This window comes from Actinomadura decatromicini (assembly GCF_008121305.1).
Taxonomy (GTDB): domain Bacteria; phylum Actinomycetota; class Actinomycetes; order Streptosporangiales; family Streptosporangiaceae; genus Spirillospora; species Spirillospora syzygii.
Window position 1 is genome coordinate 509,117 of sequence record NZ_VSRQ01000006.1, and the last position, 24,642, is coordinate 533,758.

At 73.5% G+C, this 24,642-nt stretch carries 19 protein-coding genes, 1 other RNA gene and 1 pseudogene; 10 read left to right on the top strand and 11 right to left on the bottom strand.

All coding sequences use genetic code 11. The features are described 5' to 3' along the window. The first annotated feature begins 241 nt into the window (after window positions 1–241). Window positions 242–1,234, top strand: coding sequence for an ATP-binding cassette domain-containing protein (locus FXF68_RS28625; RefSeq protein ID WP_148764497.1), 993 nt, complete (start codon window positions 242–244; stop codon window positions 1,232–1,234). Beyond that, window positions 1,231–2,040: an ABC transporter permease gene (locus tag FXF68_RS28630; RefSeq protein ID WP_148764499.1), complete on the top strand. Its 810-nt coding sequence runs from the start codon at window positions 1,231–1,233 to the stop codon at window positions 2,038–2,040. Before FXF68_RS28625 ends, FXF68_RS28630 begins: the two co-directional genes overlap by 4 nt. 317 nt (window positions 2,041–2,357) lie before the next feature. Here the strand turns inward: FXF68_RS28630 and FXF68_RS28635 are convergent, their stop codons facing one another. Then, window positions 2,358–5,588, bottom strand: coding sequence for an AfsR/SARP family transcriptional regulator (locus FXF68_RS28635; RefSeq protein WP_148764501.1), 3,231 nt, complete (start codon window positions 5,586–5,588; stop codon window positions 2,358–2,360). A gap of 71 nt (window positions 5,589–5,659) precedes the next feature. Then, window positions 5,660–7,042, bottom strand: coding sequence for an NAD(P)/FAD-dependent oxidoreductase (locus FXF68_RS28640; protein WP_148764503.1), 1,383 nt, complete (start codon window positions 7,040–7,042; stop codon window positions 5,660–5,662). Between the two features lie 391 nt (window positions 7,043–7,433). On the opposite strand from FXF68_RS28640, the gene FXF68_RS28645 reads away from it, so the two are divergent. From FXF68_RS28645 to FXF68_RS28655, 3 genes are all read left to right on the top strand, one after another. Next, a complete protein-coding gene (locus FXF68_RS28645) occupies window positions 7,434–8,018 on the top strand; it encodes a YbhB/YbcL family Raf kinase inhibitor-like protein (protein WP_148764924.1) in 585 nt (194 codons plus the stop codon). Window positions 8,019–8,285: 267 nt separating this feature from the next. Further along, a complete protein-coding gene (locus FXF68_RS28650; RefSeq protein WP_148764505.1) occupies window positions 8,286–10,181 on the top strand; it encodes a hypothetical protein in 1,896 nt (631 codons plus the stop codon). A gap of 126 nt (window positions 10,182–10,307) precedes the next feature. Then, window positions 10,308–12,587 (top strand): SulP family inorganic anion transporter, encoded by a 2,280-nt coding sequence (locus FXF68_RS28655; protein WP_148764507.1) that lies wholly within the window; start codon window positions 10,308–10,310, stop codon window positions 12,585–12,587. Window positions 12,588–12,680: 93 nt separating this feature from the next. Here the strand turns inward: FXF68_RS28655 and FXF68_RS28660 are convergent, their stop codons facing one another. The 8 genes from FXF68_RS28660 to FXF68_RS28695 all read right to left on the bottom strand — a co-directional run bounded on the left by FXF68_RS28660 (window position 12,681) and on the right by FXF68_RS28695 (window position 19,411). Then, window positions 12,681–12,905: a hypothetical protein gene (locus FXF68_RS28660; protein WP_148764509.1), complete on the bottom strand. Its 225-nt coding sequence runs from the start codon at window positions 12,903–12,905 to the stop codon at window positions 12,681–12,683. A gap of 209 nt (window positions 12,906–13,114) precedes the next feature. Next, a complete protein-coding gene (locus tag FXF68_RS28665; RefSeq protein WP_148764511.1) occupies window positions 13,115–13,759 on the bottom strand; it encodes a DUF4360 domain-containing protein in 645 nt (214 codons plus the stop codon). A 181-nt stretch (window positions 13,760–13,940) separates the two neighbouring features. Then, the gene (locus FXF68_RS28670) at window positions 13,941–14,744 is read right to left on the bottom strand and encodes an SAM-dependent methyltransferase (RefSeq protein ID WP_246178993.1); all 804 of its coding nucleotides are present in this window, start codon (window positions 14,742–14,744) and stop codon (window positions 13,941–13,943) included. Window positions 14,745–14,859: 115 nt separating this feature from the next. Further along, window positions 14,860–15,250, bottom strand: an RNA gene (gene rnpB, locus FXF68_RS28675) — RNase P RNA component class A. A gap of 33 nt (window positions 15,251–15,283) precedes the next feature. Beyond that, the gene (locus tag FXF68_RS28680) at window positions 15,284–16,627 is read right to left on the bottom strand and encodes a TrpB-like pyridoxal phosphate-dependent enzyme (RefSeq protein ID WP_148764515.1); all 1,344 of its coding nucleotides are present in this window, start codon (window positions 16,625–16,627) and stop codon (window positions 15,284–15,286) included. A 95-nt stretch (window positions 16,628–16,722) separates the two neighbouring features. After that, window positions 16,723–17,853 (bottom strand): bifunctional RNase H/acid phosphatase, encoded by a 1,131-nt coding sequence (locus FXF68_RS28685; protein WP_246178994.1) that lies wholly within the window; start codon window positions 17,851–17,853, stop codon window positions 16,723–16,725. Further along, the gene (locus FXF68_RS28690; RefSeq protein ID WP_148764519.1) at window positions 17,850–18,593 is read right to left on the bottom strand and encodes a zinc ribbon domain-containing protein; all 744 of its coding nucleotides are present in this window, start codon (window positions 18,591–18,593) and stop codon (window positions 17,850–17,852) included. The genes FXF68_RS28685 and FXF68_RS28690 overlap by 4 nt, the downstream gene beginning before the upstream one ends. Further along, window positions 18,590–19,411, bottom strand: coding sequence for a Nif3-like dinuclear metal center hexameric protein (locus tag FXF68_RS28695; protein WP_246178995.1), 822 nt, complete (start codon window positions 19,409–19,411; stop codon window positions 18,590–18,592). The genes FXF68_RS28690 and FXF68_RS28695 overlap by 4 nt, the downstream gene beginning before the upstream one ends. 110 nt (window positions 19,412–19,521) lie before the next feature. On the opposite strand from FXF68_RS28695, the gene FXF68_RS28700 reads away from it, so the two are divergent. From FXF68_RS28700 to FXF68_RS44140, 5 genes and pseudogenes are all read left to right on the top strand, one after another. Continuing rightward, complete coding sequence (locus FXF68_RS28700) at window positions 19,522–20,055, top strand: pyridoxamine 5'-phosphate oxidase family protein (RefSeq protein ID WP_148764523.1); 534 nt, start codon at window positions 19,522–19,524, stop codon at window positions 20,053–20,055. 45 nt (window positions 20,056–20,100) lie between these two features. After that, window positions 20,101–20,445, top strand: coding sequence for a DUF6191 domain-containing protein (locus FXF68_RS28705; protein WP_148764525.1), 345 nt, complete (start codon window positions 20,101–20,103; stop codon window positions 20,443–20,445). A gap of 49 nt (window positions 20,446–20,494) precedes the next feature. Further along, window positions 20,495–20,893, top strand: coding sequence for a hypothetical protein (locus FXF68_RS28710; RefSeq protein WP_148355280.1), 399 nt, complete (start codon window positions 20,495–20,497; stop codon window positions 20,891–20,893). A 68-nt stretch (window positions 20,894–20,961) separates the two neighbouring features. Next, window positions 20,962–21,054, top strand: a pseudogene (locus FXF68_RS44820) (DUF2510 domain-containing protein); the annotation flags it as partial. Between the two features lie 582 nt (window positions 21,055–21,636). Then, entirely contained in the window at window positions 21,637–22,482 is an 846-nt protein-coding gene (locus tag FXF68_RS44140; protein WP_246179012.1) for a M48 family metalloprotease, read from the top strand. A 20-nt stretch (window positions 22,483–22,502) separates the two neighbouring features. On the opposite strand, the gene FXF68_RS28720 is transcribed toward FXF68_RS44140, so the two are convergent. Next, entirely contained in the window at window positions 22,503–24,641 is a 2,139-nt protein-coding gene (locus FXF68_RS28720) for a hypothetical protein (protein WP_148764529.1), read from the bottom strand. Window position 24,642: the final 1 nt, after the last annotated feature.

Sequence of the window (24,642 nt, forward strand, 5' to 3'; positions counted from 1 at the left end):
GGAGGCGGCCTCCCGTTCTCACGCCAGGCGCGAAATCGCCGGGCCTGAGGCATCGCGGCGGGCGTGTCAGCGTTCTGTCAGTGGCGCATGCGATGTTGGGAGGGCGTTTGAACGCCGCTGACGGAACCGCGTCCGAGGCGGCGGGAAAACCGGATGCGCACCATCCCGGACACCGCATATTTTGACTGGCTCCCTCCCCCGAGGGGGAGACGTCCGGCGAACGACCCACCTAGGAGATCACATGACTTACGCCATCCAGGCCGAGGGTCTGGAGAAGCGGTTCGGTGAGACCCAGGCGCTGGCCGGCGTCTCGCTCACCGCCGACGCCGGAACGGTCCTCGGCGTGCTCGGGCCGAACGGCGCCGGGAAGACCACCATGACCCGCATCCTCGCCACGCTGATCGAGCCGACCGCGGGCAGCGCCGAGGTCGGCGGGTTCGACGTGGTGAAGGACGCCCACAAGGTGCGCCAGCTCATCGGGCTGACCGGGCAGTACGCCGGGGTCGACGAGATGCTCACCGGCACCGAGAACCTCGTCCTCATCGGACGCCTCCTCGGGATCTCGCGGAAGGACGCCAAGGCGCGGGCCGCCGAGCTGCTGGAGCGGTTCCAGCTCACCGAGGCCGCCGAACGCGCCGCCAAGACCTACTCCGGCGGGATGCGCCGCCGCCTCGACCTCGCGGCGAGCCTGGTCGGCCGCCCGCAGATCCTCTTCCTGGACGAGCCGACCACCGGCCTCGACCCGCGCAGCCGCAACGGCCTGTGGGACATCGTCCGCGGCCTCACCGACGACGGCGTCACCGTCCTCCTCACCACGCAGTACCTGGAGGAGGCCGACCAGCTCGCCGACGACATCGTCGTCATCGACCGCGGCCAGATCATCGCGCACGGCACGTCCGACGTGCTGAAGGCGCAGGTCGGCGGGCAGGTTCTGGAGGTCACCCCGGTCAGCGCCGCCGACCTCGACACCGTCTCGCGGATCGTCGGCGAACTGGCCGAGGCCGTCCCCGAGGTCCGCGACGGGCTCGTCAGCGCGCCGATCACCGACCCGCAGCTCATGCCCGCCGTCGTCCGCCGCCTCGACGACGCGGGCGTCACCGTGGGCGAGCTGTCCCTGCGCAAGTCCAGCCTGGACGAGGTCTTCTTCGCCCTCACCGGCCACCACACCGACGACATCGACGCCGAGGCAGGCGAACTCGCCGACGCCGACAAGAAGGAAGGGGCGTCCGCATGACCGCCGCGACGTTCGCGCCAGAGAACCTCTCCAAACGGGTCTCGCCGGGCACCGCCGTCCGCAACACGCTGACGCTCGCCTGGCGCAACCTCGTCCAGATCAAGCACAACCCGATGGAGCTGCTCGACCTCTCCATCCAGCCGATCATGTTCGTGCTGCTGTTCGCGTACGTGTTCGGCCCGCCGATGGCGGGCAGCGTCGAGAAGTACCTGCCCGTCGTCATCCCCGGCATCATCGCGCAGAACGCCCTCTTCGCCGGGATGAGCACCGGGTTCGGGTTGAACACCGACATCACCAAGGGCGTCTTCGACCGGTTCCGCAGCCTGCCGATCTCGCGCAGCGCCCCGCTCGCCGGCCGGATCATCGCCGACACCGCCAAGCAGGCGTGGTCCATGACGATCCTGCTCGGCGTCGGGTTCGCCATCGGGTTCCGCGTCGAGACGAACGTGTTCGCGCTGCTCACCGCGTTCGTCCTGCTGCTGACCTTCGCCGTGCTGTTCTCCTGGACGTCCGTCTTCATCGCGATGAAGGTCAACGAGCCGGAGAAGGTGCAGATCTTCGGATTCGTGGTGATCTTCCCGCTGAGCTTCCTCAGCACCGCGTTCATCCCGAGCACCAAGGGCATCCCCCACTGGCTCGCGTTCATCATGGACAACAGCCCCGTCACGCAACTCGTCGAAGCCATGCGCGGACTCCTGATCGGCGGCCCCGTCCTCGAACACGCCTGGATCGCCCTCGCCTGGGGCGTGGGCATCTCACTGGTGTTCGCACCGCTGTCACTGAGGGCGTTCAAACAGAGGGCGTGATCTTCCCAGGGGGGCGACCCCCTGGAACCCCCGTTGCGCGCGGCGGGGCGTTTCCCGAATCGCGTTCGCTCTCGGGAAACGGCCCGCCGCGCGGCGGTTCGTGCGGCCTCCGGCGCTGGGGCGCCTCCGGCCGCACGAACCGTGGCCCCGGCTGGGCTTCAGTCCAAGATGGGTCCCCCTGGCACGTCCGAGAGGGCTTAGCTGGCACGTCCGAAAGGGCTTGGTCTTGCCCGTCTGAGAAGGCGCTTGACTTGCCTGTCCGCGAGGATCTGTTCTGGCGGGTCCCAGGGGGGTTTGCTCGGGGGTGCGGGGTTGGGCTAGCGGGCGATGCTTTTGGGAGGTTCGGGCGGGGTCAGGTTGAAGGTCTTTAGGACGTCGTTGAAGGTCTTGGTTGTGCCTCGGGTGTAGGCCCTCTTGTAGGCCGGGTCGCCCAGGGTTTTGTGGACGGCGGATTCCGTGGCCAGGACGTCCGGTTGGGACAGGTCTCGGGTGCCTCGGAGGGCGTCGGCCGTGCCCAGGAGTTCGGCCGCGCGTTCCGGGTCGCCCAGGACTCGGGCGCGTTCCGCGTGCCCGGCCAGGACGTGGGAGACGACCGGGTAGTCCTGGGAGCGGACGGCGCAGCGCAGCGCCTCGTCCAGGCGGGCGGTCGCGTCGTCCATCGCGCCCGTCGCGATGTCGAGCCGGGCGCGTGTGCAGAGGACCAGGGCCCGGAACTGCGGCGGGCCCGGCAGGTCCGCCGTGAGCCGGTCGGCGCGCGTCAGGCGGCGCCGCGCCTCGGCCGCGTCGCCGGAGCGGCGCGCCAGCTCGCCGAGCTGGTAGTGCAGCGCGGCCGTCTCCTCCGGCCAGGCCGTCTCCCGCGTGTCGCGCATCGCGGCGTGCAGCAGCGCCTCGGCGCGGTCCCGGTCGCCCGCGAGGTCCATCTCGTTCGCCAGCTTCATGTGGACGTGCAGCAGCCCGGTCGTGCCGCCGCCCAGCTCGGCGTTCAGCCGCAGCGCCTCCTCGTAGAGGGCGACGGCGCCGCGGTGGTCGCCGCGCCGCCCGAGGATCTCCGCCTGCGACGTCAGCGTGAACGACTGGCCCCACCGGTCGCCCGACTCGCGGAAGGCGGCGAGCGACCGGTCGAAGGCGTCCTCGATCTCGCCGACGCGGCCGAAGTTCTGGGCGATCTGGCCCTGCATGAAATGGCCGAGGCCCCGCACCCACGGGTCGGGGTCCGCGATGAGGACGCGGACACCCGGCCCGAGATCGTTCTCCCAGCCGCCCAGGTACATCTGGACGGTCTCGACCGCCAGCCGCAGCACCGGGTGCAGGTCCGCCCGGTCGTACCGGGCGCAGATCGCCCGGGTGCGGTCGAGCCAGGACGCGGGCAGCTCCCCCGGCCGCTGGCCGTCGAACAGGATCATGGCGCCGAGCGCGAGGGCGCGGGCGGTGACCTGGTCGTCCGGGACGCCGGGCAGGGCGAGGATCTCCGCCAGGTTGTCGGCGCCGTCGCCGAGGCGCCCGTGCAGGAACCAGTACCAGCCGAGCGCCGCGCAGAACCGCAGGGCGAGCGGGGCGTCCGCGGCGGCGACCGCCCAGCGCAGCCCCGCCGACATGTTGTCGTGCTCGGCGGCCAGCCGCCGCAGCCACACGAGCTGATCCGCGCGGATCAGGCGCGGCTCGGCCGCCTCGGCGAGCTGCGCGAAGTACTCGGCGTGGGCGCGTCCGGCCGCTGTCTCCTCCCCCGCCTCGGCGAGCCGCTCCAGGCCGTAGGCGCGGATCGTGTCGAGCATCCGGTAGCGGGGGTCGCCGCCGTCGCCGTCGACGACCAGCAGCGACTTGTCGGCCAGCGCGGCGAGGGCGTCGAACACCTCGGACCGGGCGAGGCCCGGTCCGGCGCACACGGCCTCGGCGGCGTCCACGGTCGCGCCGCCGGGGAAGACGGCGAGGCGCCGCCACAGGGCGCGTTCGGGCTCGTCCAGCAGGTCCCAGCTCCATTCGACGACGGCCCGCAGCGTCCGGTGGCGCGGCAGGGCGGTGCGGCTGCCCGCGTTGAGCAGCCGGAACCGGTCGTCGAGCCGGGACGCGACCTGCGCGGGCGTCAGCGCCCGCAGCCGGGCGGCGGCCAGCTCGATGGCGAGCGGGATCCCGTCGAGGGCCCGGCAGATCCGCACCGCGGACCCGGCGTCGGCGCCGGTCGCCGCGAAGCGCGGCGAGACCGCGGCGGCGCGGTCGGCGAACAGCCGGACGGACGGGTACGCCGCCGCCTCCTCGGGCCCCGCGGACGGCGGCGGCAGCTCCAGCGGCTCGACCGGCCAGAGGCTCTCCCCGGTGATGCCGAGCGCCTCGCGGCTCGTCGCGAGGACCCGGACGCCGGGGCAGCGCGCGAGGACCGCGTCGGCGAGCCGGGCGGCGCCGTCGAGGAGGTGCTCGCAGTTGTCCAGCAGCAGGAGGAGACGCTTGTCGGCCAGCGCCGACACGAGCCTGTCCAGGGGATCGGCCGGGTGGTGGGGCTGCGGGCGGCCGGGGACGGCGGCGATCGGCGGCGGCTCGCGCAGCCCGAGCGCGCCGAGCACGGCGGCCGGGATCTCGGCCGGGTCCGTGACGGGCGCCAGCTCGACCAGCCAGGCCCCGTCGGGCGTCCGGGCGCGTCCGGCCGCCTCCAGCGACAGCCTGCTCTTGCCCGCGCCGCCAGGCCCCGTCAGCGTGACGAGCCGGGACGCGCCGAGCAGCTCGTCCACCCGCTTGAGGTCGTCGTCGCGGCCGATGAAGCTCGTCAGCCGCGCGGGCAGGTTGCCCTTCGCCGGGGCGACGGGTTCGGGACGCGGCACGTCCGGCCGCAGCGACGGCTCCTGCCGCAGGATGGCCAGGTACAGCGCCTCCAGGTCGGGCGACGGGTCGACGCCAAGCTCCTCGCCGAGCACCCGTTTCGCCTCGTCGTAGCGGGCCAGCGCGTCGACCTGCCGCCCGGAGGCGTACAGGGCGCGCATCAGCAGCGCCGTCACCGGCTCGCGGAGCGGGTCGGCGGCCGCCAGCGCCTCCAGCTCCGGGACGAGGTCGTGGTGGCGGCCGAGCGCGAGGTCGGCGTCCAGCCGCTCCTCCAGCGCGGCGCGGCGCAGCGCGTCCAGCCGGGCCGTCGGGGCCTCGGCGAAGCGGAGCCCGGCGGCGTCGGCGAGGGCCGGGCCGCGCCACAGCGCGAGAGCGGCGCGGAGCCCGGCGGACCGGGCCTCGGGCGCGTCGGCGCGGCGCGCGACCCGCACCCGCGCCTCGAAGTCGCGGGCGTCGACCGCGTCCGGCCGCAGCGCGAGCCGGTACCCGCCGGGGCGCGACTCGATCGCGTCCCGGCCGATCACGGCGCGGAGCCGGGAGACGAGCGACTGCAGCGCGTTCGGCGCGCCGCGCGGGACGTCGTCCTCCCAGAGCCCGTCGATCAGCCGCTCGGCCGGGATCACCGCGCCGGGATCGAGCGCCAGCAGCGTCAGGAGCGCGCGGAGCCGGGCGCCCGCGACGTCGACGGGCGCGCCGCCGTCCGCGCGCACCTCCAGGGGGCCGAGGATGCCGATCCGCACCGGCTCATTGTGCCCCGGAACGCGCGGCGCCCCGGCGGCCGAGCGGCCGCCGGGGCGTCCCCGGCCGGTGGTCAGGCGGCGTTCTCCGACACGGGCCGCTCCGCGTTCCGGTGCCCGGCGCCGTCGAGCGCGGCCAGCTCGAAGTCGGCGCGCGGCTGCTCGACGGTGGCGAGCGAGACGGTCTCGCGCTTGAGGAACAGCGCGAGCGTCCAGTCCGCGACGACGCGGATCTTGCGGTTCAGGGTCGGGACCATCGCGCCGTGGTAGCTGCGGTGGAAGAACCACGCGGGCCAGCCCTTGAGCTTGATGCCGAGCGGGTTCGCGACGCCCTTGTGCAGGCCGAGGCCCGCGACCGTGCCGAGGTTGCCGTGCACGTAGGGCTTGAGCGCCTTGCCGCGCAGCGACCGGACGATGTTGTCGCCGAGCAGCTTCGCCTGCCGGACGGCGTGCTGCGCGTTCGGCGGGCAGAACTCGCCGTCCTGCGTCAGGTCCGGGATGGCGGCGTTGTCGCCCGCGGTGAACGCCCGGACCAGGCCCTCGATGGTCAGGTACTCGGTGCCCTTGACGCGGCCCTTCCCGTCCACGGGCAGGTCGCCGCGCCGGACGACGGGCGACGGCTTCACGCCCGCGTTCCACACGAGCGTCCCGGCCTGGAAGCTGCTGCCGTCCGACAGCTCGATCCGCCCGTCGACGGCGGAGACCAGGAGGGTCTTCATCTTCACGTCGATGCCGCGGCCGCGGAACTGCTCGGCCGTCCAGCGGCCCATCTCGGGGCCGACCTCGGGGAGGATCCGGTCGGTGGCCTCGACGAGCATGAACCGGAGGTCCTGCGGGGTGACCTTGCGCATGTACTTGGTGGCGTCGCGGGTCATGTCCTCAAGCTCGGCGATCGCCTCGACGCCCGCGAACCCGCCGCCGACGAACACGAAGGTCAGCGCCTTGCGGCGCAGCTCGGCGTCGTCGGTCGACTCGGCGATCTCCAGCTGCTCCAGGACGTGGTTGCGCAGGTGGATGGCCTCGCCGACGGTCTTCAGGCTGATGCCGTTCTCGGCGAGCCCGGGGATCGGCAGCAGCCGCGGCACCGCGCCCGCCGCCATGACCAGGTAGTCGTAGTGGATCCGCTCCGGCGGCCCGGCGAGCGGCTGGACGATCGCCCACCCCTCGTCGTGGTTCAGCTCGGTGACCCGCGCCTTGCGGACGGTGCACTTCGGCAGCACCCGGCGGAGCGGGACGACGACGTGCCGCGGGGAGATGTTCCCGGCCGCGGCCTCGGGAAGGAACGGCTGGTACGTCATGTACGAGTTGGGGTCCACGACGGTGACCTTGACCTCGCCGCGCCTCAGCTCGCGCTTGAGCTTCTTCTGCAGGCGGAGGGCGGTGTACATGCCCACGTAGCCGCCACCCACGATCAGGATGTGGGGGGCGCCCGCGGCGTCCTCGACGGTCCTGGCCATTGCGGCCTCCAAATGTCGCGGTTCAGCTTGTGAAGACATTCACAAGCTACCTGATCCAACGTCCCTCGCACCAATCAATAACCGGGGAAGAACATCAGAACTTCCCGTCCTGGCAAACCTGGACGCCGATAACGCTGTGAAACACGCCACTCCTTATCGATTTCCGGGTGGAGGCGGCCTCCAGCGCACATGACCAAGCTCACAGCGCCCACGCGCGGCCGACCACGCGCGGGCCAAGCGAACGACCCGTTCCACCCCCCGCGACGCCCTATCGTTAGGGCGGACGAGGGAAGGGGGCGCCGGGGCGGAACGCGCGCGGCCGACAGGCGGGCCGGGACGGCGGCGATCCGGCGGCGCGCGGCGTACGATCTCGCCCGGGAGCGAATCGATGATGAGCAGAGACCGGCGTCCGATCAAGGCCGCGGCGGGCGCCCTCGCCCTCGCCGGGTCCCTCGGCGGCTGCGGGCTGATCGGCCAGCCCGAGAACAAGAGCGCCGAATTGTCCGAGTGGTTCACCGTGACCAGCCCGGTCTTCCGCGATGGGCGCGACTTGCCCCCGCGGTACGGCTGCAGGACGTACGCTGGCGGACAGGGCAGGACCCCGCCGCTGCGTTGGTCGGGCACCCCGGCCGGAACCAGGTCGTTCGCGATCGTCATGGACGACCCGGACGCCTCCGGCGGCGCCTACGTCCACTGGGTGATCGCGGGGATCGACGGCACCGTGAACGAACTCGTCGAGGGTGCCCCGCTGGACAGGACCGTCGAGGGATCGACCACGGAGAAGAAGGTGGGCTACGCGCCGCCGTGCCCGCCCAAGGGAGAACGGCACCAGTACCGGTTCACCATCTACGCGCTGGACGATCCGGCGCCGTTCCAGAACGGGGCCGCACTGAAGGACTCGCTGCCCGCCATCGCCGAGCACACGATCGGGCGAGGACGGATCACCGGGAACTTCGGCGGCAAGCAGGCGCGTTGATCGTGGAGCGCGAGCGCGCGGTCAGCGCGGACCCCACCGGGGGGCCGGAGCCGACAGGGGTGTGCGGACGGGCCGGACGGCCGGTCGGCACGCGCCGTGTGAGGGTTAAATGTGCGCGAAGGGTGTGACAACGGTCATAGCGGTCGGAGACAATCTGGCTGAGCCGGGGCGGCCGGCTCCCGGGACGAACCGGCCGCCGACGTCCGCCGGCACGGACCCGCGGTCCGCGCCGGGGACTCTCGCCGGGCCAAGGCATTGGGTGGTGGCATGACTTCTTACATCGTGGTCTTCGGCCTCATTGTGGTCGTGGTCCTCGTGGTCGTCCTCGTGGCGCTCGGTCTGCGCGCCAGCAAGGCCGGACGCGACGACGACGACTGGATGGACGACGAGCCGAAGCAGCCGCGCGGCCGAAGAGGAGTCCCGCCGCCCGAGGACGCGGGCGGCCCGGACGAGTACGGCGGCTACGGCGACGGCTACGACACCGGGTACGACGCGGGCTACGACCGGCACGGCGCGCCCGAGCCCGTCGCCGCGCCCGACCGCCGCGTCGCCGGGGGTCCGCTCGCCGCTCCGACGTCCGCCCCCGCCCCGCCGCGTCCGTCGGCCCCGGCGTCCGACGAGATGGAGGACGACGACTACTGGGCCACGATCACCTTCGACAAGCCCAAGTTCCCCTGGCAGCACGACGAGCACGGCGAGCGCCCGGACGTCGACCCCGCCGCCGACCCGCTGAACGCGCAGGGCCCCGCCGACCAGCCGCCGGTCGACCAGCCGGGCCCGCCGCACCCGAGCCTCACCCAGCCCGCCCTCACCCAGCCGGTCTCCATGAACGCCGACGGGCAGCCGCTCGGCATGGACGGCCAGCCGCTCGGCATGGGCGGCGGCACCGGCCCGCAGCAGATGCCCGGGCCCGGCGGCTTCCAAGGCGGGTCCCCGTTCGCGGGCCACGACCCCGGCTCGACGGCGCTCGACCCCATCCCCACCGACCTCGGCCAGGGCATGCCCGGGGGCCAGCCGCCCTACGGCGGTCCCGGCGTCCCCGACCAGCAGGTGTACGGCGGGCAGGAGCCCGCGTACGGCGCGGCTGACTACGGGGGCGGCGAGCCGTCCTACGGAGGCGGCGGCCAGGACCAGGGCTACCAGGACCAGGGCTACTCCGACCAGCCCCAGTACGGCTCCCACGAACCGCCGTCCTACGGGGACTACTCCGACCCGCTGGGCGGACGTCCGCCCGCGAGCCCGCCTTCCAGCGGGCGCCCGGACGCCTTCGGACCGTCGACCACGGGCCCGTCGACCACCGGGCCGACGCCCGCCGGTCCGGGCGGGCCGCTCGGCGGCGACCCGCGCGTGTCCGACCCGCTCGGGCTGCCGCTCGGCGGACGTCCGGACGAGCCCGCCGCCCCGCCGCCCGCGCCCGCCGCGCCTGCGGCCCCGGCGGCGCACACCGGCGGCGGGTCCGACACCGACGGGCACAAGCTCCCGACCGTGGACGAACTGCTCCAGCGCATCCAGAACGACCGGCAGCGGTCGTCGGGCCCGTCCGACTCGGGCGGCTCCTACGGCGGCGGCTCCCTGAACGACCCGCTGGGCGACCCGCTCGGCACGGGGTCGTTCGGCGGCGGGTCCGGAAGCCCGGCCCCCGGCGGGGGCGGGAACACCGGGCCGTGGCCGTCGCCCGGGCAGTCGAGCGGCTACGACTCGGGAGGCGGCTCCGGGCTGCCGTCCGGGTCCGGGTACGACTCGGGGCTCGGCGCGCCGTCCGGTTACGGGCAGGGGCAGCAGAACGACGGCTACCCGACGGCCCCGGCCTACGGCGAGACGGCGTCGCCCCGCTACGACGACCCGCTCGGCGGCGGCCGCGACTCCTTCGGCGGGACGTACGGCGGCGCGGAGGGCGGCTCCACCAGCGGCTCCAGCGGCTCCGGCGGGGTCTACGGCGACTTCAGCGGCAGCAGCTACAACGGCGGCAACGACCCGCTGTCCGCCCCGCCCGACCCGAACGCCCAGGGCGGCTACCCCGACCCGAACGCCACCCAGGCGTACCAGCAGGGCGGCTACTCCGGCGGCTACCAGCCGGGCGGCTACCAGCAGGGGCAGCAGAACGACAACTCCCAGTACGGCTCCCGCCCACCGGCGGACGACTGGGAGAACTACCGCCGCTGAACCATCCGCGTTCGAGGGCCGCCGGATCCGTCCGGCGGCCCTCGCGCTTTTCCCCGGCCGACCGAACTGGTCCTGTGACGGATCTATGGCGGGTGGTGCGCCGGGCAATCTGGTTATATACACAGAGTGACTTCAAAGCCACTCAGCGTTCCGCCGACCTTCCGCCGTGACCTGCTCGCCTCGTTCGTCGTCTTCCTGGTCGCGATCCCGCTGTCGCTGGGCATCGCGGTCGCGGCGGGCGCCCCGGTCGAGGCCGGGCTGATCGCCGCCGCCGTCGGCGGGATCGTCGCCGGGGCGGTGGGCGGGTCGCCGCTCCAGGTGAGCGGGCCCGCGGCCGGGCTCACGGTGATCGTCGCGGAGCTGGTGCACGCCTACGGGTGGCGCGCCACCTGCACGATCACGCTGCTCGGCGGGCTGCTGCAGATCGTCCTCGGCGTCTGCCGGGTCGCCCGCGCCGCGCTCGCCGTCTCCCCCGCCGTCGTGCACGGGATGCTCGCGGGCGTCGGCGTCGTGATCGTCCTGGCGCAGGCGCACGTCGTGCTCGGCGGCGGGCCGCAGGAGTCGGCGCTCGCCAACCTGCGGGAGCTGCCGGGCCAGCTCGCGCGCCCGCACCCCGATCCGGCGCTGCTCGGCGGGCTGACGGCGCTGGTCCTGCTGGCCTGGTCGCGGCTGCCGCGCGACGGGCGGCTGCGGCTCGTCCCCGGACCGCTCCCGGCCGTCGCGCTCGCCACGCTGGCCGCCTGGTCGCTCGGCTCGGACGCGCGCCGCGTCGACCTGCCGGACACGCTGTTCGGCGGCTGGAGCGCCCCCGTCGCCCCGCAGGGGTCGCTGCCCGGGGTCGTCGGCGCGGTCGTGTCCATCGCGCTGGTCGCGGCGGTCGAGTCGCTGCTGTGCGCGGTGGCGATCGACCGGACGCGGCCCGCCGGGGTCCCGCGCGCCGACCTCGACCGCGACCTCGTCGGCCAAGGCGCGGGAAACGCCGTCTCGGGGCTGCTCGGCGGGCTGCCGATCGCGGGCGTGATCGTGCGGAGCACCGCGAACGTGGAGGCCGGGGCGCGGTCGCGGTGGTCGGCGGTGCTGCACGGCGTGTGGGTGCTCGTCCTCGCGCTGGCCTGCGGGCCGCTGATCGAGCAGGTCCCGGTGGCCGCGCTCGCCGCGCTGCTGATCGTGCTCGGCGTCCGGCTGGCCGATCTCGGACGGGTCCGCGACCTGCGGCACCACCGCGAGGCCCCGGCGTACTACGCGACCCTCGGCGGGGTGGTCCTGCTCGGGCTGGGCGAGGGCGTACTGCTCGGCATCGGGATCATGGCGCTGCTGGCGCTGCGGCGGCTGACCCGGCTGTCGGTGCGCGCGGAGCGGCTCGTCCCCGCCCCGGACGACGGCCCCGCGCCGCTGCGCGCCCACGTCGTCGTGGAGGGCACACTGACCTTCCTCGGCGTGCCGAGACTGACGCGCGTGCTGCAGGACGTCCCGCCCGGCGCCCACGTCGATCTGGACCTCGACGTGGACTTCATGGACCATGCCGCGTTCGACGCCGTCCACCGCTGGCGGCTGGCCCACGAACGGCAAGGTGGCCGGGTCGACATCGACGAGGTTCATGAGGCTTGGTATGAAAGAGCTGTGACAGGCGATATGTCCGCTCCACGTAAGCCGCCCCCGCCGTCCCGCTGGTGGGCTCCCTGGGCGAACCGGCGACGGCGTCCGAAGGCCGAGCTGGACGCCCCCGAGGTGTCCCCGGCCACGGTGCTGCTGAACGGCGTCCGCGAGTACCACGGCAGCACGGCGCGGCTCGTCCGGCCGATCATGGCTGAGCTGGCGATGGCGCAGAAGCCCGAGCATCTGTTCATCACCTGCGTCGACTCGCGCATCGTGCCGAACATCATCACCGCCAGCGGGCCCGGCGACCTGTTCATCAACCGGAACGTGGGGGCGCTCGTCCCCCGGCACGGCTCCCGGACGCCGGACGACTCCGTCGCCGCGACCGTCGAGTACGCGACCAACGTGCTCGACATCCGGACGATCACCGTCTGCGGCCACTCCAACTGCGGCGCCATGGCCGCGCTCCTCGCGGGCGGGACGGAGGTCGAGCACCTGGCGGGGCTGTCGCGCTGGCTCAAGCACGGCAACCACAGCCTCGCCCGCTTCCTCGCCGAGGAGCCGTCCGGCACGGACGAGCCGCCGCTGACCCGGCTCTGCAAGATCAACGTGATGCAGCAGCTCGACAACCTGCTCACCTACCCGTGGCTGCGGGCACGGGTGGAGGCCGGGGAGATCGAGCTGGTCGGGCTCTACCTCGACCTCCAGACCGCCAAGGTCGAGATGTTCGACCGGGCGCGGGGGGCGTTCGTCGCCGTCCCGGACGAGCCCATCCCGGACGCGGCCCCCCGCTCCTGGACGATCGGCTAGCGGACGGTCGGCCGGGGAGGGTTCAGCCGGAAAGCGAAGCGTGGGATCGTCCCCCCGCCCGGACGACCCCACGCGCTCAACAACGGTGTGCGGTCAGTGCGGGGGGCTGAGGGACGGCGACGTCTCCACCAGCTCCCCGTCGCGCTGCGCGGTGTCGCGGACGTACATCCCCGTCACCCGGCGCGCGCGCCGCGCGCGCCGGTCGGACGCCGGCAGGAACAGCGCGTCGCGCCGACTGGCGCGCGAGAAGTCCCACAGGTAGACGAGTCCCGCCAGCCCCCCGGCGAGCACGAGGGCCACGAACACGATGACGAACATCTGCGCTCCTCTCGACGGGGCACAGCACCCGGCCCCGCCGTCGTCACCGATCAGGGCGATCAGCTCTTACCTGGACGGTAAGCGCACCGTTTCATCCGTTCTGTGTCGCGTGCCCCAATCCAGTCGCGTCGTACGCCCCTCCCTCACGTCCCGCACCGGAGCGCGGGCGCGGACGTGAGCCGGTACCGGGAGCCGGTGCCGCGGGGCCGCTAGCAGCTCTTCCAGGCGAGGCGGTAGAGCGTCCTGCCGCCGTCGCCGGTGTTCATGGAGACGGAGCTGACCTTGGACTCGTCCGAGGTCCCCTTGTCGACGCGCAGTTCAGTGTTGACGTTGAAATTGCGCTCCACACCGCACGGTTTCCACACGAACTGTCCCTCCGGCACCACGTCGATGAACTGGAAGTTGTCGTTGACTCCGGACAGCTCTCTGGGAAAGCCCTCCGTCTGCTGGGCGCCCTGGAAGTAGTAGCTGGACTTGTAGGTGCCTTTCGCGCCGGTTTGCAGGTTGCTGTGGATGCCGTGCTCGACTCCGGAGATGGCGTAGGTGAAGCTCTCCGGGGCGCGGATTTTCAGGCTTATCTGGCAGTTCTTGCGAGCGTCCGTCGGTTTGGACGACCCGCCTGCCCGGGCGGTGAAATCGGTGTATTTAATAAGGAACGCTCCGGCGTCCTCCGACAGGACGGCCGAGGCCGTTCCGGTCGCGCAGCCGGAGCCGTTGGTGGTCGCGATCGCGATGGTGACACCGCTTGGGCCCGCGGCGGGCGTCCGCGTGGACGCCGCGGCCGAGGGGACGAAACCCGAGGCCAGGGCGAGCGCCGCGGCGGACGCGGCGGAGAATGCGATCCCTTTACGCATGTGATTCCCTCTTCACGGAATGTGGTCGAGTTCTTCGACGGCCGAAGAGGCGTGCGCCCGGGGAATCGGAATTCCGGGCGCACGTCAATGAACACGGATCCAGGATCTTGACGGAGGTTAACCAGGGCCCGGGGGGCTGTCAATCATCGATTTTCAACTTCAAAGGCGCCCGTCAAACCATTCAGTTCTTGACGGCGATGCCGCCGTGAATGGTGACCTGCGGGTCGTCCAGCCGGGACGACTCCTCGTCGGGGTGCCAGCGGTGGACGGGGACGACGCCCGGGTCGAGGATTTCAAGGCCGTTGAAGAAGGTCTCCACCTCCGGCTTGGTGCGCGCCACGGTCGGGATGCCGTGCGCGTTGTAGGCGGCCACGCCCGCCGCCACCACCTCGGGGTTGTTGTCCAGCGTCGTCGTGGACAGCGCGAGGACGCTTCCCGGCGCGAGCGGCGCCATGAGGCGGTCGATGATCCGCCGCACCTCGGCGTCGTCGGTGATGAAATGCAGGATCGCGATGAGGCTCAGCGCGACGGGCCGGCTCAGGTCCAGGTATTCGCGCAGCTGGTCGGACTCCAGGATCGCGTCGGGATTCCGGAAGTCGGCGTCGAGATAACCCGTCCTGCCCTCGCGGGAACTCGTCAGCAGGGCGCGCGCGTGGACGAGCACGATCGGGTCGTTGTCGACGTAGACGATCCGCGACTCGGGCGCGACTCCCTGCACGACCTCGTGCAGGTTCGGGGACGTGGGCAGTCCGGTGCCGATGTCGAGGAACTGCCGGATGCCGCGTTCGGCGGCCAGGTGATGAGCCATCCGCGCCATGAACTTCCGGTTCGCGCGCATGGACACCGGGAGGTTGGGCCAGTTCGCGACGATGTTCCCCGCCGCCGCGCGGTCGGCCGGATAGTTGTCCTTGCCGCCGAGAAGGTAGTCGTAGATCCGTGCCGAATGCGGGATGTCGGTCTGCAGATCCAGCTCACGCTCGGTCACATCTGTCCCCTGATCCATCGAGTCACTAGATGATCTACTTTAGGCGATTCCTTCCACGGGAAAGCACATCGGTTTCATTCAATGAAACGGACAGGAGCGACAGAAAGGATGTGGGTGGACGAGTCGGCCTATAAGCCGGGTTCTGTGCCCGCCACCCGAAAGGGCGGCGGGTGACGGCCATCCATCTCGGGCCGCCGTTGCCGACGGCCTCCAGCGGTCTACCCGCAGGCTCGGGCGGGCCGCCCTCGAACGCCTGCGCGGGGCCCGGAGGCCCCTTCTTGACCTTGCTCCGGGTGGGGTTTACCGAGCCGCCCACGTCACCGTGGGCGCTGGTGAGCTCTTACCTCACCGTTTCACCCTTACCACCGGCGGACCGGTGGCGGTCTGCTTTCTGTGGCACTGTCCCGCGGGTCGCCCCGGGTCGGCGTTACCGACCACCCTGCCCTGTGGAGCCCGGACTTTCCTCGACGGGGATCGCTCCCCGACGCGGCCGTCCAGCCGGCTCGTCCACCACCACGAAGGCTATCGGGTGTGGCAAATCACGGCAGCGTGGTGAGGGCCTCGTCCAGCCGGGACTGGGGCAGGGCCTGGTCCTCCATGCGTCCGGCCAGGAAGCGGTCGTAGGCGGCCATGTCCAGGTGGCCGTGGCCGCAGAGCGCGGTGAGGATGACCTTGGGCTCGCCGGTCTCGACGCAGCGGCGGGCCTCCTCGACGGCGGCGGCGAGCGCGTGCGTCGGCTCGGGCGCGGGGACGATGCCCTCCGTCCGGGCGAACAGGACGCCCGCCTCGAAGCACTCGCGCTGCGGCTTGGCCTCGGCGCCGAACAGGCCGAGGTCGTAGATGTGCGACAGCAGCGGGGCCATGCCGTGGTAGCGCAGCCCGCCCGCGTGGATGGGGTCGGGGACGAAGTCGTGCCCCAGCGTGTGCATCTTGAGCAGCGGCGTGAGGCCCGCGGTGTCGCCGAAGTCGTAGGCGTAGCGGCCGCGCGTGAAGGACGGGCACGCCTCCGGCTCCACGGCCCGGATCTCGGGGTTCATGCGCCCCCGCAGCTTCTCGCGCAGGAACGGGAAGGACAGCCCCGCGAAGTTGGATCCGCCGCCGGTGCACCCGACGATCAGGTCGGGCGCCTCGTCGACCATGGCGAGTTGTTCGAGCGCCTCCTCGCCGATCACCGTCTGGTGCATGAGGACGTGGTTGAGCACGCTTCCCAGCGCGTAGCGGGTGTCGTCCGGGGCGGCCGACTCGACGGCCTCGCTGATCGCGATGCCGAGGGAGCCGGGCGAGTCGGGGTCGTCGGCGAGGACCTTCGCGCCGGACGCGGTGAGCGGGGACGGGCTCGCGTGCACCCGCGCCCCGAACAGCTCCATCATCGACCGCCGGTACGGCTTCTGGTCGTAGGAGGCCCGCACCATCCAGACCTCGCAGTCGAGGTCGAACTGCGCGCACGCGAACGAGAGGGCGCTCCCCCACTGCCCCGCGCCCGTCTCGGTCGTCAGCCGCCGGACGCCCTGCCGCGCGTTGTAGAACGCCTGCGGGACCGCCGTGTTCGGCTTGTGCGACCCGGACGGCGAACCGCCCTCGTACTTGACGTAGATGCGCGCGGGCGTCCCGAGGGCGCGTTCCAGGCGGTGGGCGCGGATCAGCGGCGTCGGCCGCCACAGCCGGTAGACCTCGCGGACCTCCTCGGGGATCTCGACGAAGCGCTCGGCCGTGACCTCCTGCTCGATGAGGTCGGCGGGGAACAGCGGGGCCAGGTCGTCCGGGCCGAGCGGCTCCCGGGTGCCGGGGTGCAGCGGCGGGGGCGGCGGCGCGGGCAGGTCGGGGACGACGTTGTACCAGCGGTCCGGGAGCCTCGACTCGTCCAGCAGGATCTTGGTGGTCACGGGTCCTCCCCCAGGTCACGGCGGCGAGCGCGGCCTTTCGCGCAGCGTAGGCGGCCGCGGCCGGGCAGGGGAAGGCCGGTTTCGGTCAGTTCCCGTCAGGTTTCCAGATGGTGGACGTCGTTGAACGCGCGGAGCGTCGCCGGGCCGTCGGCGTACCAGTCGATCGAGGAGAGCGACCCGACGTCCAGGTGCATCCGGTACAGGGCCGGGAGGGGGGCGCCGAGGGCGTCCGCGACGAGCAGCTTGATCGGCGTCACGTGCGAGACGACGAGCACGGTCCGCTCGCGGTAGCGGACCTTGAGCTTGTCGAGCGCCGTCCGGACGCGCCGGGCCGCGTGCGCGAAGCTCTCCCCGCCGGGCGGCGCGGCGTCCGGGCTCGCGAGCCACGCCTTCAGCTCGCCGGGCCAGCCCGCGCCCGCCTCGGCGAACGTGAGCCCCTCCCACTCGCCGAAGGCGGCCTCGCGGAGGCCGTCCTCGACCCGGACGTCCAGCCCGGTCGCGGCGGCGACCTCGGCGGCCGTGTCGCGGCAGCGGGCCAGCGGGGAGGTGACGATCGCGTCGAGCCCCCGGCCCTTCAGCGCGAGCGCGGCGGCGCGGGCCTGCGCGCGGCCGCGCTCGGTGAGAGGGGCGTCGGTCGTCCCGGCGAAGCGCTTCTCGACCGACAGCGGCGTCTCGCCGTGCCGCAGCAGGACTGTGGTCAGCGGCGTGGACGTCGAGGGCCCGGTGGTCGAGAGCGTGGACGTCGAGGGCGCGGGCGGCGGCTCCGGCTCGCCCGGCTCCTCCTCCGTCTTGCGGACCCAGTGCTCGCCGCGCGCGGCGGCGTCCATCGCCTCGTTGGCGAGCCGGTCGGCGTGCGCGTTCCGGTTCCGCGGGATCCAGCCGTAGGACACCGCCCCGAGGCCCTCCGCCAGCTCCCTGGCCCGGAGGGCGAGCGGCACCATGTCCGGGTGCTTGATCTTCCAGCGGCCGGACATCTGCTCCACGACGAGCTTGGAGTCCATCCGGACCTCGACGCGGGCGGACGGGTCGATCTCCGCCGCCGCCCCCAGCCCCGCGATCAGCCCCCGGTACTCGGCGACGTTGTTCGTCGCGTGCCCGATCGACTCCGCGACCTCGGCGAGCACCTCCCCGGTCAGCGCGTCGCGGACGAGGGCGCCGTACCCGGCCGGGCCGGGATTGCCGCGCGACCCCCCGTCCGCCTCCACGACCAGCTTGCGGGAACTCACAGCCCGGACTCCGGCGTCCGGACGAGGATCCGGCGGCATTCCTCGCAGCGGATCACCTCGTCCTCGGGCGCGGTCCGGATGTTGTTCAGGTCGACGGTGTTGAGCGCCAGGTGGCAGCCCTGGCACGCGCCACGGAACAGCTTGGCCGCGCCGACGCCGCCGAACTGGCCGCGCAGCTTCTCGTAGAGGGCGAGCAGGTCGTCCGGGACGTCCTTGGCGACGGCCGTGCGCGCGGCGCTCGTCGTCCCGGACTCCTCGTCGATCTCCCGCCGCGCGGCGTCCCGGCGCTCGGCCACGGCGGACAGCTCGTCCTGCGCGGCGGACTGCTCGGCGCGCAGCGCGGCCACCCGGCCCTCCGCCTCCTCCGTCCGCTCCATGATCTCCAGCACGACCTCCTCCAGGTCGGACTGGCGGCGCTGCAGCGACTCGATCTCCGTCTGCAGGCTCCCGAGGTCCTTCGCGGACGTCACCTGCCCGGAGTCGAGCCGCTTCTGGTCGCGGTCCGCGCGAGTGCGGACCTGGTCGACGTCCTGCTCGGCCTTCCGCTGCTCCCGCTGCAGGTCGCCGACCTCGGTCTCGGCCGCCACGATCGCGTCGCGCAGCTCGGTCAGGCGGCCTTCGAGCCGCTCGATCTCCGCCAGCTCGGGCAGCGTCCGGCCGCGGTGGGCCAGCCGGTCCAGCGAGCTGTCGAGCTCCTGCAGGTCGATCAGGCGAAGCTGGGCTTGCGGTGCGGCTTTCAAGTTGCTCCTTCGTCGTGGAGGCGCCACGCGTCGGTGACGAGCGCGGACACCCTTGTCTCCAACTTGCCCGTGTCCGGCGAGACCGCGGCCAGCCGCCGCTCGGCGTCGGCGAGCCAGGGCCACTCCGTCGCCCAGTGCGCTGCGTCGACCAGCGCGGGCCCGTCGTGCTCGGCGAACTCCGACGCGGGATGGTGCCGCAGGTCGGCCGTGAGGTACACGTCGACGCCCGCCGCCCGCGCGGTGTCGAGCAGCGAGTCGCCCGCGCCGCCGCACACCGCGACCGTGCGGACCTCGCGGTCCGGGTCGCCCGCCGCCCGGACGCCCTGCGCGGTGGCCGGCAGCCCCGCCGCCGCCCGCCGCGTGAACTCGCGCAGCGGGACGGGCTCGGCAAGCTCCCCGATCCGGCCGAGGCCCCGGCGCGGGTCGTCGTCGGCGGGGACCATCGGACGCAGGTCGCCGGTCAGGCCGACGGCCCGGGCCAGCGCGTCCGACACCCCCGGGGCGGCCCGGTCGGCGTTCGTGTGCGCGGTGTGCAGCGCCACCCCGTTCGTGATCATCCGGTGCACGAGCCGCCCCTTGGGCGTGGTCGCGGCGACCGAGTGGACGCCGCGCAGCAGCAGCGGATGGTGCGTGACGATCAGGTCGGCGTCCCAGTCGAGCGCCTCGTCGACCACCGCGGCCACCGGGTCGACGGCGAACAGCACCCGGCCGACCTCCCGGTCGGGATCGCCGCAGACGAGCCCGACCGCGTCCCAGGGCTCCGCCCACGCCGGTGGATACAGCTCCTCAAGTGCCGCGATGACATGGGATAGGCGCACGTCCCGCAGGCTACCGCGCCGGGCCGCTCCCAACGAGCCGCCGTGCGTCACGGGGACCGCCGGGGGTCTGGAACGATGGCCTGGGGCCATCCGAGCGAGAGGAGCACGCCATGTCGGCTTCCGGCGCCGCCGCGGAACCGGAGCCCGCGGAGCCCGCGGCGGAACGTCCGTTCATGCCCGGCTACGGCATCCAGGGCCCGGACGAGGGAAGCGGCCTGCTCCCCTGGTCGTGGGCCGTGGAACGGCTGCGGGCGGCGCGCAACTTCTGGCTGAGCACCGTCCGGCCGGACGGGCGCCCGCACACCATGCCGGTCTGGGCCGTGTGGAACGGCGAGGCACTGCTGTTCAGCAGCGCCGTCCCGTCCAGGAAGATGGTGAACCTGCGGGCGAACCCGCAGGTCACGGTCGCCACCGAGGAGGCGGAGAACCCCGTGGTCATCGAGGGCCGCGCGGAGATCCTCACCGAGCGGCGCGACCTGCAGCGCTTCATCGACCTCGTCAACTCCAAGTACTCGACCCGATATCGTGTCGACTTCCTGGATCCCGAAGTGAACGCGACCGTCGCGGTGCGGCCACAGCGGGTGTTCGGGCTCCGCCAGGGAGACTTCACCGGTTCTCCCACCCGGTGGTCGTTCGCGACCTGACCTCCCGCCGGGATCAATCTGGAGACTCATCGCGTTGGAGAGTGTGTGAAGTCACCCTTTCGCCGCCGCAAGCGCGTCAAGGGACGCGCCATGGGCAACCGCCCCGAGCCGGCCCAGCATGAGTCCGTCGAGTGGCCCACCGACGGGACGGGCAAGTCGTCCCTGATGGGCGCCATCCGCGGCGACGGCAAGACCGGCGCCGGGTTCGGCGGCGGCATGTTCGAGGACCTCGCCTCCGTCTTCGAGGGATCGAAGAAGGTCAAGGTCGAGGAGCAGGAGCGGCAGAAGTCCATGCGCCAGGACGACCACCAGATGACCGGCGACGGCGACTCCCGGGACGACCTGGCCTCCGGCAAGATCCGCATTCGGCGAACCCCGCCCGTCGAATGACCGCCTCAGCCTATCGAACATAAGTTCGAATCCGGGTTATCCTGGCCTCGTGAGCGCCTACGTCCCGCCCGGCTGGCCGTCGCGGGTGCACCCGCCGGGCACCGACCGCTTCGAGGACACCGCACTCGCCTGGCTGCTGGAGCTCGTCCCGCCCGAGTACCGCCGCTACGGCGTCCTGCGCCGCTACCCGATCGCCCTCGCCCGGATGGCGCGCCACCACGTCGCGGCCTCCGTCGAGGCGGCCCGCGAGGGGTTCCGCACCGCCCGCGTCGACCTCGGGGACGTCGTCCCGCCGCACGGGGTCGAGTCCGTCCTCGACACCTACCGCCGGGAGGGCGCCCGCCTCGTCGCGCTCCTCCAGGGCATCGAACTGGTCGAGACGGCCCTGCGCGGCCTCGCCGAGCCGGACGACCCGTCCCACCGCCGCCCCTTCACGCCGAAGCTGTGACCGTCCCGTTGACGCTGAGTCGCGGCGTGCGCAAGCCTTGACCCGACCCTGACGGGAGGCGGAGTCCGGTGAGCGCACCACCTGGGTGGTACCCAGACCCGGAGTTGATGGGCCGCGAACGCTACTGGGACGGCCACACCTGGACCGACCACTCCCGCCCCTACCACTCCCGAACCCGCCACCGCACCCCCCGACCCGAAGACGCCTCCCGCGCTCCCGCACCCCCACCGCCTTCGGCGCCGCCGCCTGCACTAGCAGAACCACCCCCGTCTCCCCCGATCCCGCTCAACCCCACACCCCCGCCCACCCAGCCCGCGCGTCCCGCACAGCCCGCGCCGCCACCCCCGCAGCCTCCGGCGCCACCCTCCCCGCCGCCGCTGCGGCCCACGCCACCGCCCCCACAGGCCGCGCCTCCGCCTGGTCAGCCCTCGCAGGCCGTGCCACCGCCCTCGCAGGCCGTGCCGTCTGGCTCGCAGCCCGCGCCTCTGCGGTCTCAGCCCCCATCACCGCCCTGGGGCACGCCGCCGCGGTCTTCGCCTTCGCCCGTGCGGCCTTCGTCGCCGCGTCCGGGGCGAGACGACGTCCAGGGGGCGGGGGGTGGGGAGACCACTTCGTCGTTTCAGATGCCGTCCGCGCCCTCGGCGTCCCCGAGGCCGGTGCGGAGCGCTCCACCCCGTCCCGTGGCGCGGGAGCGGGCGGCTTTCCCGCGTCCGGCACCGGTCGCGCCGCCTTCTCAGGGGCCGATGTACCCGCATCCGGGCGCGGCTCAGGACGAGGCTCCGGTCGAGGTGGGGCGGGATTGGGCGGGCGTCTCCATCGGGGTCGTATTGGTCCTGGAGGCGCTCGGGGTCGCTGGCGTGGCGGTCGGGGCGCAGGCGGTGTGGTCCGTGTGGGGAGCTGTGATCGTCCTCGTGGGCTGGGCGGTGCTGCTGGGCGTCCCCCTGTGCGTCGGGCGGGTTCACGGGCACCGCGAACCGGCCGAGGACGAGCGCGCCCGCCTGGCCGAGCCGTGGCGGGACGTCCAGCGCCGGGCGGGGACGAGCGCCTACCGCCTGGTCGTCGTCGACTCGGCCGAGCTGAACGCCTGCGCGTCCTTCGGACGGACGGTCGCCGTCACCGCCGACTCGGCGCGCTCCCTGCCGCCGTTCCGGCTGGCGGCGGTGCTCGCCCACGAACTCGGCCACGTACGCGGCCGGCGGGCGGGCACGGCGTTCGTCCGCGCGCAGGTCACGCTGCCGAGCCGGGCGCTGCTCTGGACGCTCCGCACGCCGTGGTCGCCCGTCGCGTCCTTGTGGAGGCGGGCCGTCAAATGGCACAGGCCCATCGGGTTCGTGCCGGTGTTCTTCGCGGCGGTCGCCGCGACGGCGGTGTCCGTGGTGGTCGCCGCGCCCGCGCTGGTCGGCGGCGCGGCGGCGGTCGCGGCCCGGCTCACCGGCGGACTCGCCGAGCGGCGGGCCGACGCCCTCGCCGTGCGGACGGGTCTCGGCGCCGAGCTGCTGGCCGCCGTGGAGCACCGCATCGAGGGCGCCGACCCCATGCCGCTGCCCCTCGTCCGGCGGGCGCAGGCGCTCCGGCGGCGGCTCGGCTGAGCCGACCGGCTCGGACGGGGTCAGCCGCCGCCGAAGAGCGGCGGCGGACCGCCGTCCTCGGGCGGGCGCGGGCCGGAGCGGTAGCCGGGCGGCGGCCCCTGCTCGGTCGTGAGCGGCGCACGCGGCGGGGGCGGTGAAGGCGGCGCGGCCCACCGCCCCTCGGACGGCGCCGCCCGCTGCGGCGCGGCGGGCTGGACGGCGGCCGGTGAGGCGCCGGGTGCGGCGAGGGCGGGACGCGGCGGCGCGTCCGGCAGCGGGGCGGTGCTGACGCGCTCCAGCGTGATGATCGCCGGGTCGCATTCGACGGCCGTCACGGTGCGTCCGCCGCCGGGCGCCGACTCGACGAGGAGCAGCGCGTGGTCGGGGAGGTGCTGGAGGGTGACGGGCTCGACCGCGTACTCGTAGACGCGCTGGGTGGTGTCGGCGTCGCTCCAGTTGGTGCCTTCCGCGTAGGCGTAGGCGGCCGACCAGTTCCGTGACGTGGACGTCGCCGTCCCCTCGGTGTAGCTGGTGCTGGTGGAGCCGCCCTGGTTGCGCCCCCGCTGGTAGGACGTCGACCGCTCGGGGAACATCCCGAACATCTCACCGCCCGAGTAGTTGCTCCCGGACGACCGGCTCGTCCCCCAGTTGCTGGACGTTCCCGTCGTCCGCCCCGTGCTCGTCGTCTCGGAGTCGGACTCGCCCTCGGTGCCGGTGGTCGTGTGCGACTCGTTCCCGCCGACGTTCTTCGTGATCTGCGACAGGACGAACCGGTGCTCGCGTCCGATGAAGTCGGCGGCGCGGGCGGCGTCCTCGTGGTTGCCGAGCCGCATGAACGCGACGGCGCCGCCGCCGATCATCTCGGCGGACGTCTCCCGCAGCCGCCGGAACAGCAGGGTCAGCGGGACGCCGCGCCGCTCGCACGCGTCCGAGAGGCGCTCCAGGTGGCGGCGGGCGAGTTCGTCGGCCCCGGCGACGATCACGGCGGGCGTCGAGTCCCGGGACGCGGTGACCCGGTGCGTCACCCACTGCACGATCAGGTCGGTGAGCAGCTCGGACCGGACGTTGCGCGCCTGGCTGTCCAGCGCGACGCAGGTCAGGTAGCCGGGACCCGTCTCCGTCGGCTCGGTGCCGAGGTTCTCCAGCGGGTGGAGGTAGGACTCGATCCGCGACAGGTTCGCGTGCGCCTGCCGCCGGTACTCGACGGTGAACAGGTCGGACGCGATGCGGCGGCGCTCCTCGCGGGTCAGGGCGTCGCCGTCGTCGGGCTCGCCCATCAGCACCCGCAGCGCGGCCGCGATCCGGCCGAGGGTGACGCGGTCGCCGAGCGCGTCGCACACCTTGCTCAGGATGCGGCCGTCCATGCTGCGTTCGGCGCGGGCGGCGTCGGGGGTGCCGCCGTGCATGGACTCGACGATCGCGTCCACGAGGTCCTGCGGGGACAGGTCGGTCAGCAGGCCGGACGACGCCTGGCGGCTCGGCAGGAGCTGCGCGTCCACCCCCATCCGGGTCGTCCGGGCCAGGTCGACCAGTTCGCGGCTGACGACCTCCCGCGACAGGTCCAGCACGAGCAGCGGCTGGACGGCGAGGGCCGACGTCCCGTACGTGGTGAGGAACGCCTCCCAGGCCCAGAGCGTCCCGCCGAAGACGTCCAGGCGGCGGGACCGGCGCGGGGCCGCGCCCCATTCGTGAAGGCCGTCCAGCCGGGCGCGTTCGGCGGTCTCGTGCGCGTGCCTGCGCGCCTGCCAGCGCCGCGCCTCCTCCTGGTAGCCGTCGGCGTTCTGCCGCTGGGCCAGTTCGTGGGCGCGCCGCGCGCCCTCCCGCTGCCGGACGGCCAGCGCCGTCAGCGCCGCGCCTGGCACGGCGACGAGGACGCAGAGCAGCGGCGACGCGGGCGGCAACGCCGACGCGGCCACCCCGAACGCCGCGACCAGCGCGAAGACCGCGGCGGCGGCGAGGCTGACGGGGAGCGTCCGGCGCAGCCGCCGCCGGGCGAGCCGCTCGGTGTCGGCGGCGCGGCGGGCGAGGTACTCGGGGAGCGCGCGCCGGTGCGGCGGGGCGTCGGGGAAGGGGCGCAGGAACCAGAAGCGGTCGCGGAACACCCAGCCGAGGCGCGGCTCGGGGCTGAAGAGGCGTTCGCGGCGGGCCGGCACGGCGGGATCGACCGGGTCACCCCTCACG

What these genes read in the sequence shown, in the direction of transcription:
- FXF68_RS28625 (WP_148764497.1), top strand. Translation starts at nt 242, where the DNA reads ATGACTTACGCCATCCAGGCCGAGGGTCTGGAGAAGCGGTTCGGTGAG.
- FXF68_RS28630 (WP_148764499.1), top strand. Translation starts at nt 1,231, where the DNA reads ATGACCGCCGCGACGTTCGCGCCAGAGAACCTCTCCAAACGGGTCTCG.
- FXF68_RS28640 (WP_148764503.1), bottom strand. Translation starts at nt 7,042, where the DNA reads ATGGCCAGGACCGTCGAGGACGCCGCGGGCGCCCCCCACATCCTGATC.
- FXF68_RS28645 (WP_148764924.1), top strand. Translation starts at nt 7,434, where the DNA reads ATGAGCAGAGACCGGCGTCCGATCAAGGCCGCGGCGGGCGCCCTCGCC.
- FXF68_RS28650 (WP_148764505.1), top strand. Translation starts at nt 8,286, where the DNA reads ATGACTTCTTACATCGTGGTCTTCGGCCTCATTGTGGTCGTGGTCCTC.
- FXF68_RS28660 (WP_148764509.1), bottom strand. Translation starts at nt 12,905, where the DNA reads ATGTTCGTCATCGTGTTCGTGGCCCTCGTGCTCGCCGGGGGGCTGGCG.
- FXF68_RS28665 (WP_148764511.1), bottom strand. Translation starts at nt 13,759, where the DNA reads ATGCGTAAAGGGATCGCATTCTCCGCCGCGTCCGCCGCGGCGCTCGCC.
- FXF68_RS28700 (WP_148764523.1), top strand. Translation starts at nt 19,522, where the DNA reads ATGTCGGCTTCCGGCGCCGCCGCGGAACCGGAGCCCGCGGAGCCCGCG.
- FXF68_RS44140 (WP_246179012.1), top strand. Translation starts at nt 21,637, where the DNA reads ATGTACCCGCATCCGGGCGCGGCTCAGGACGAGGCTCCGGTCGAGGTG.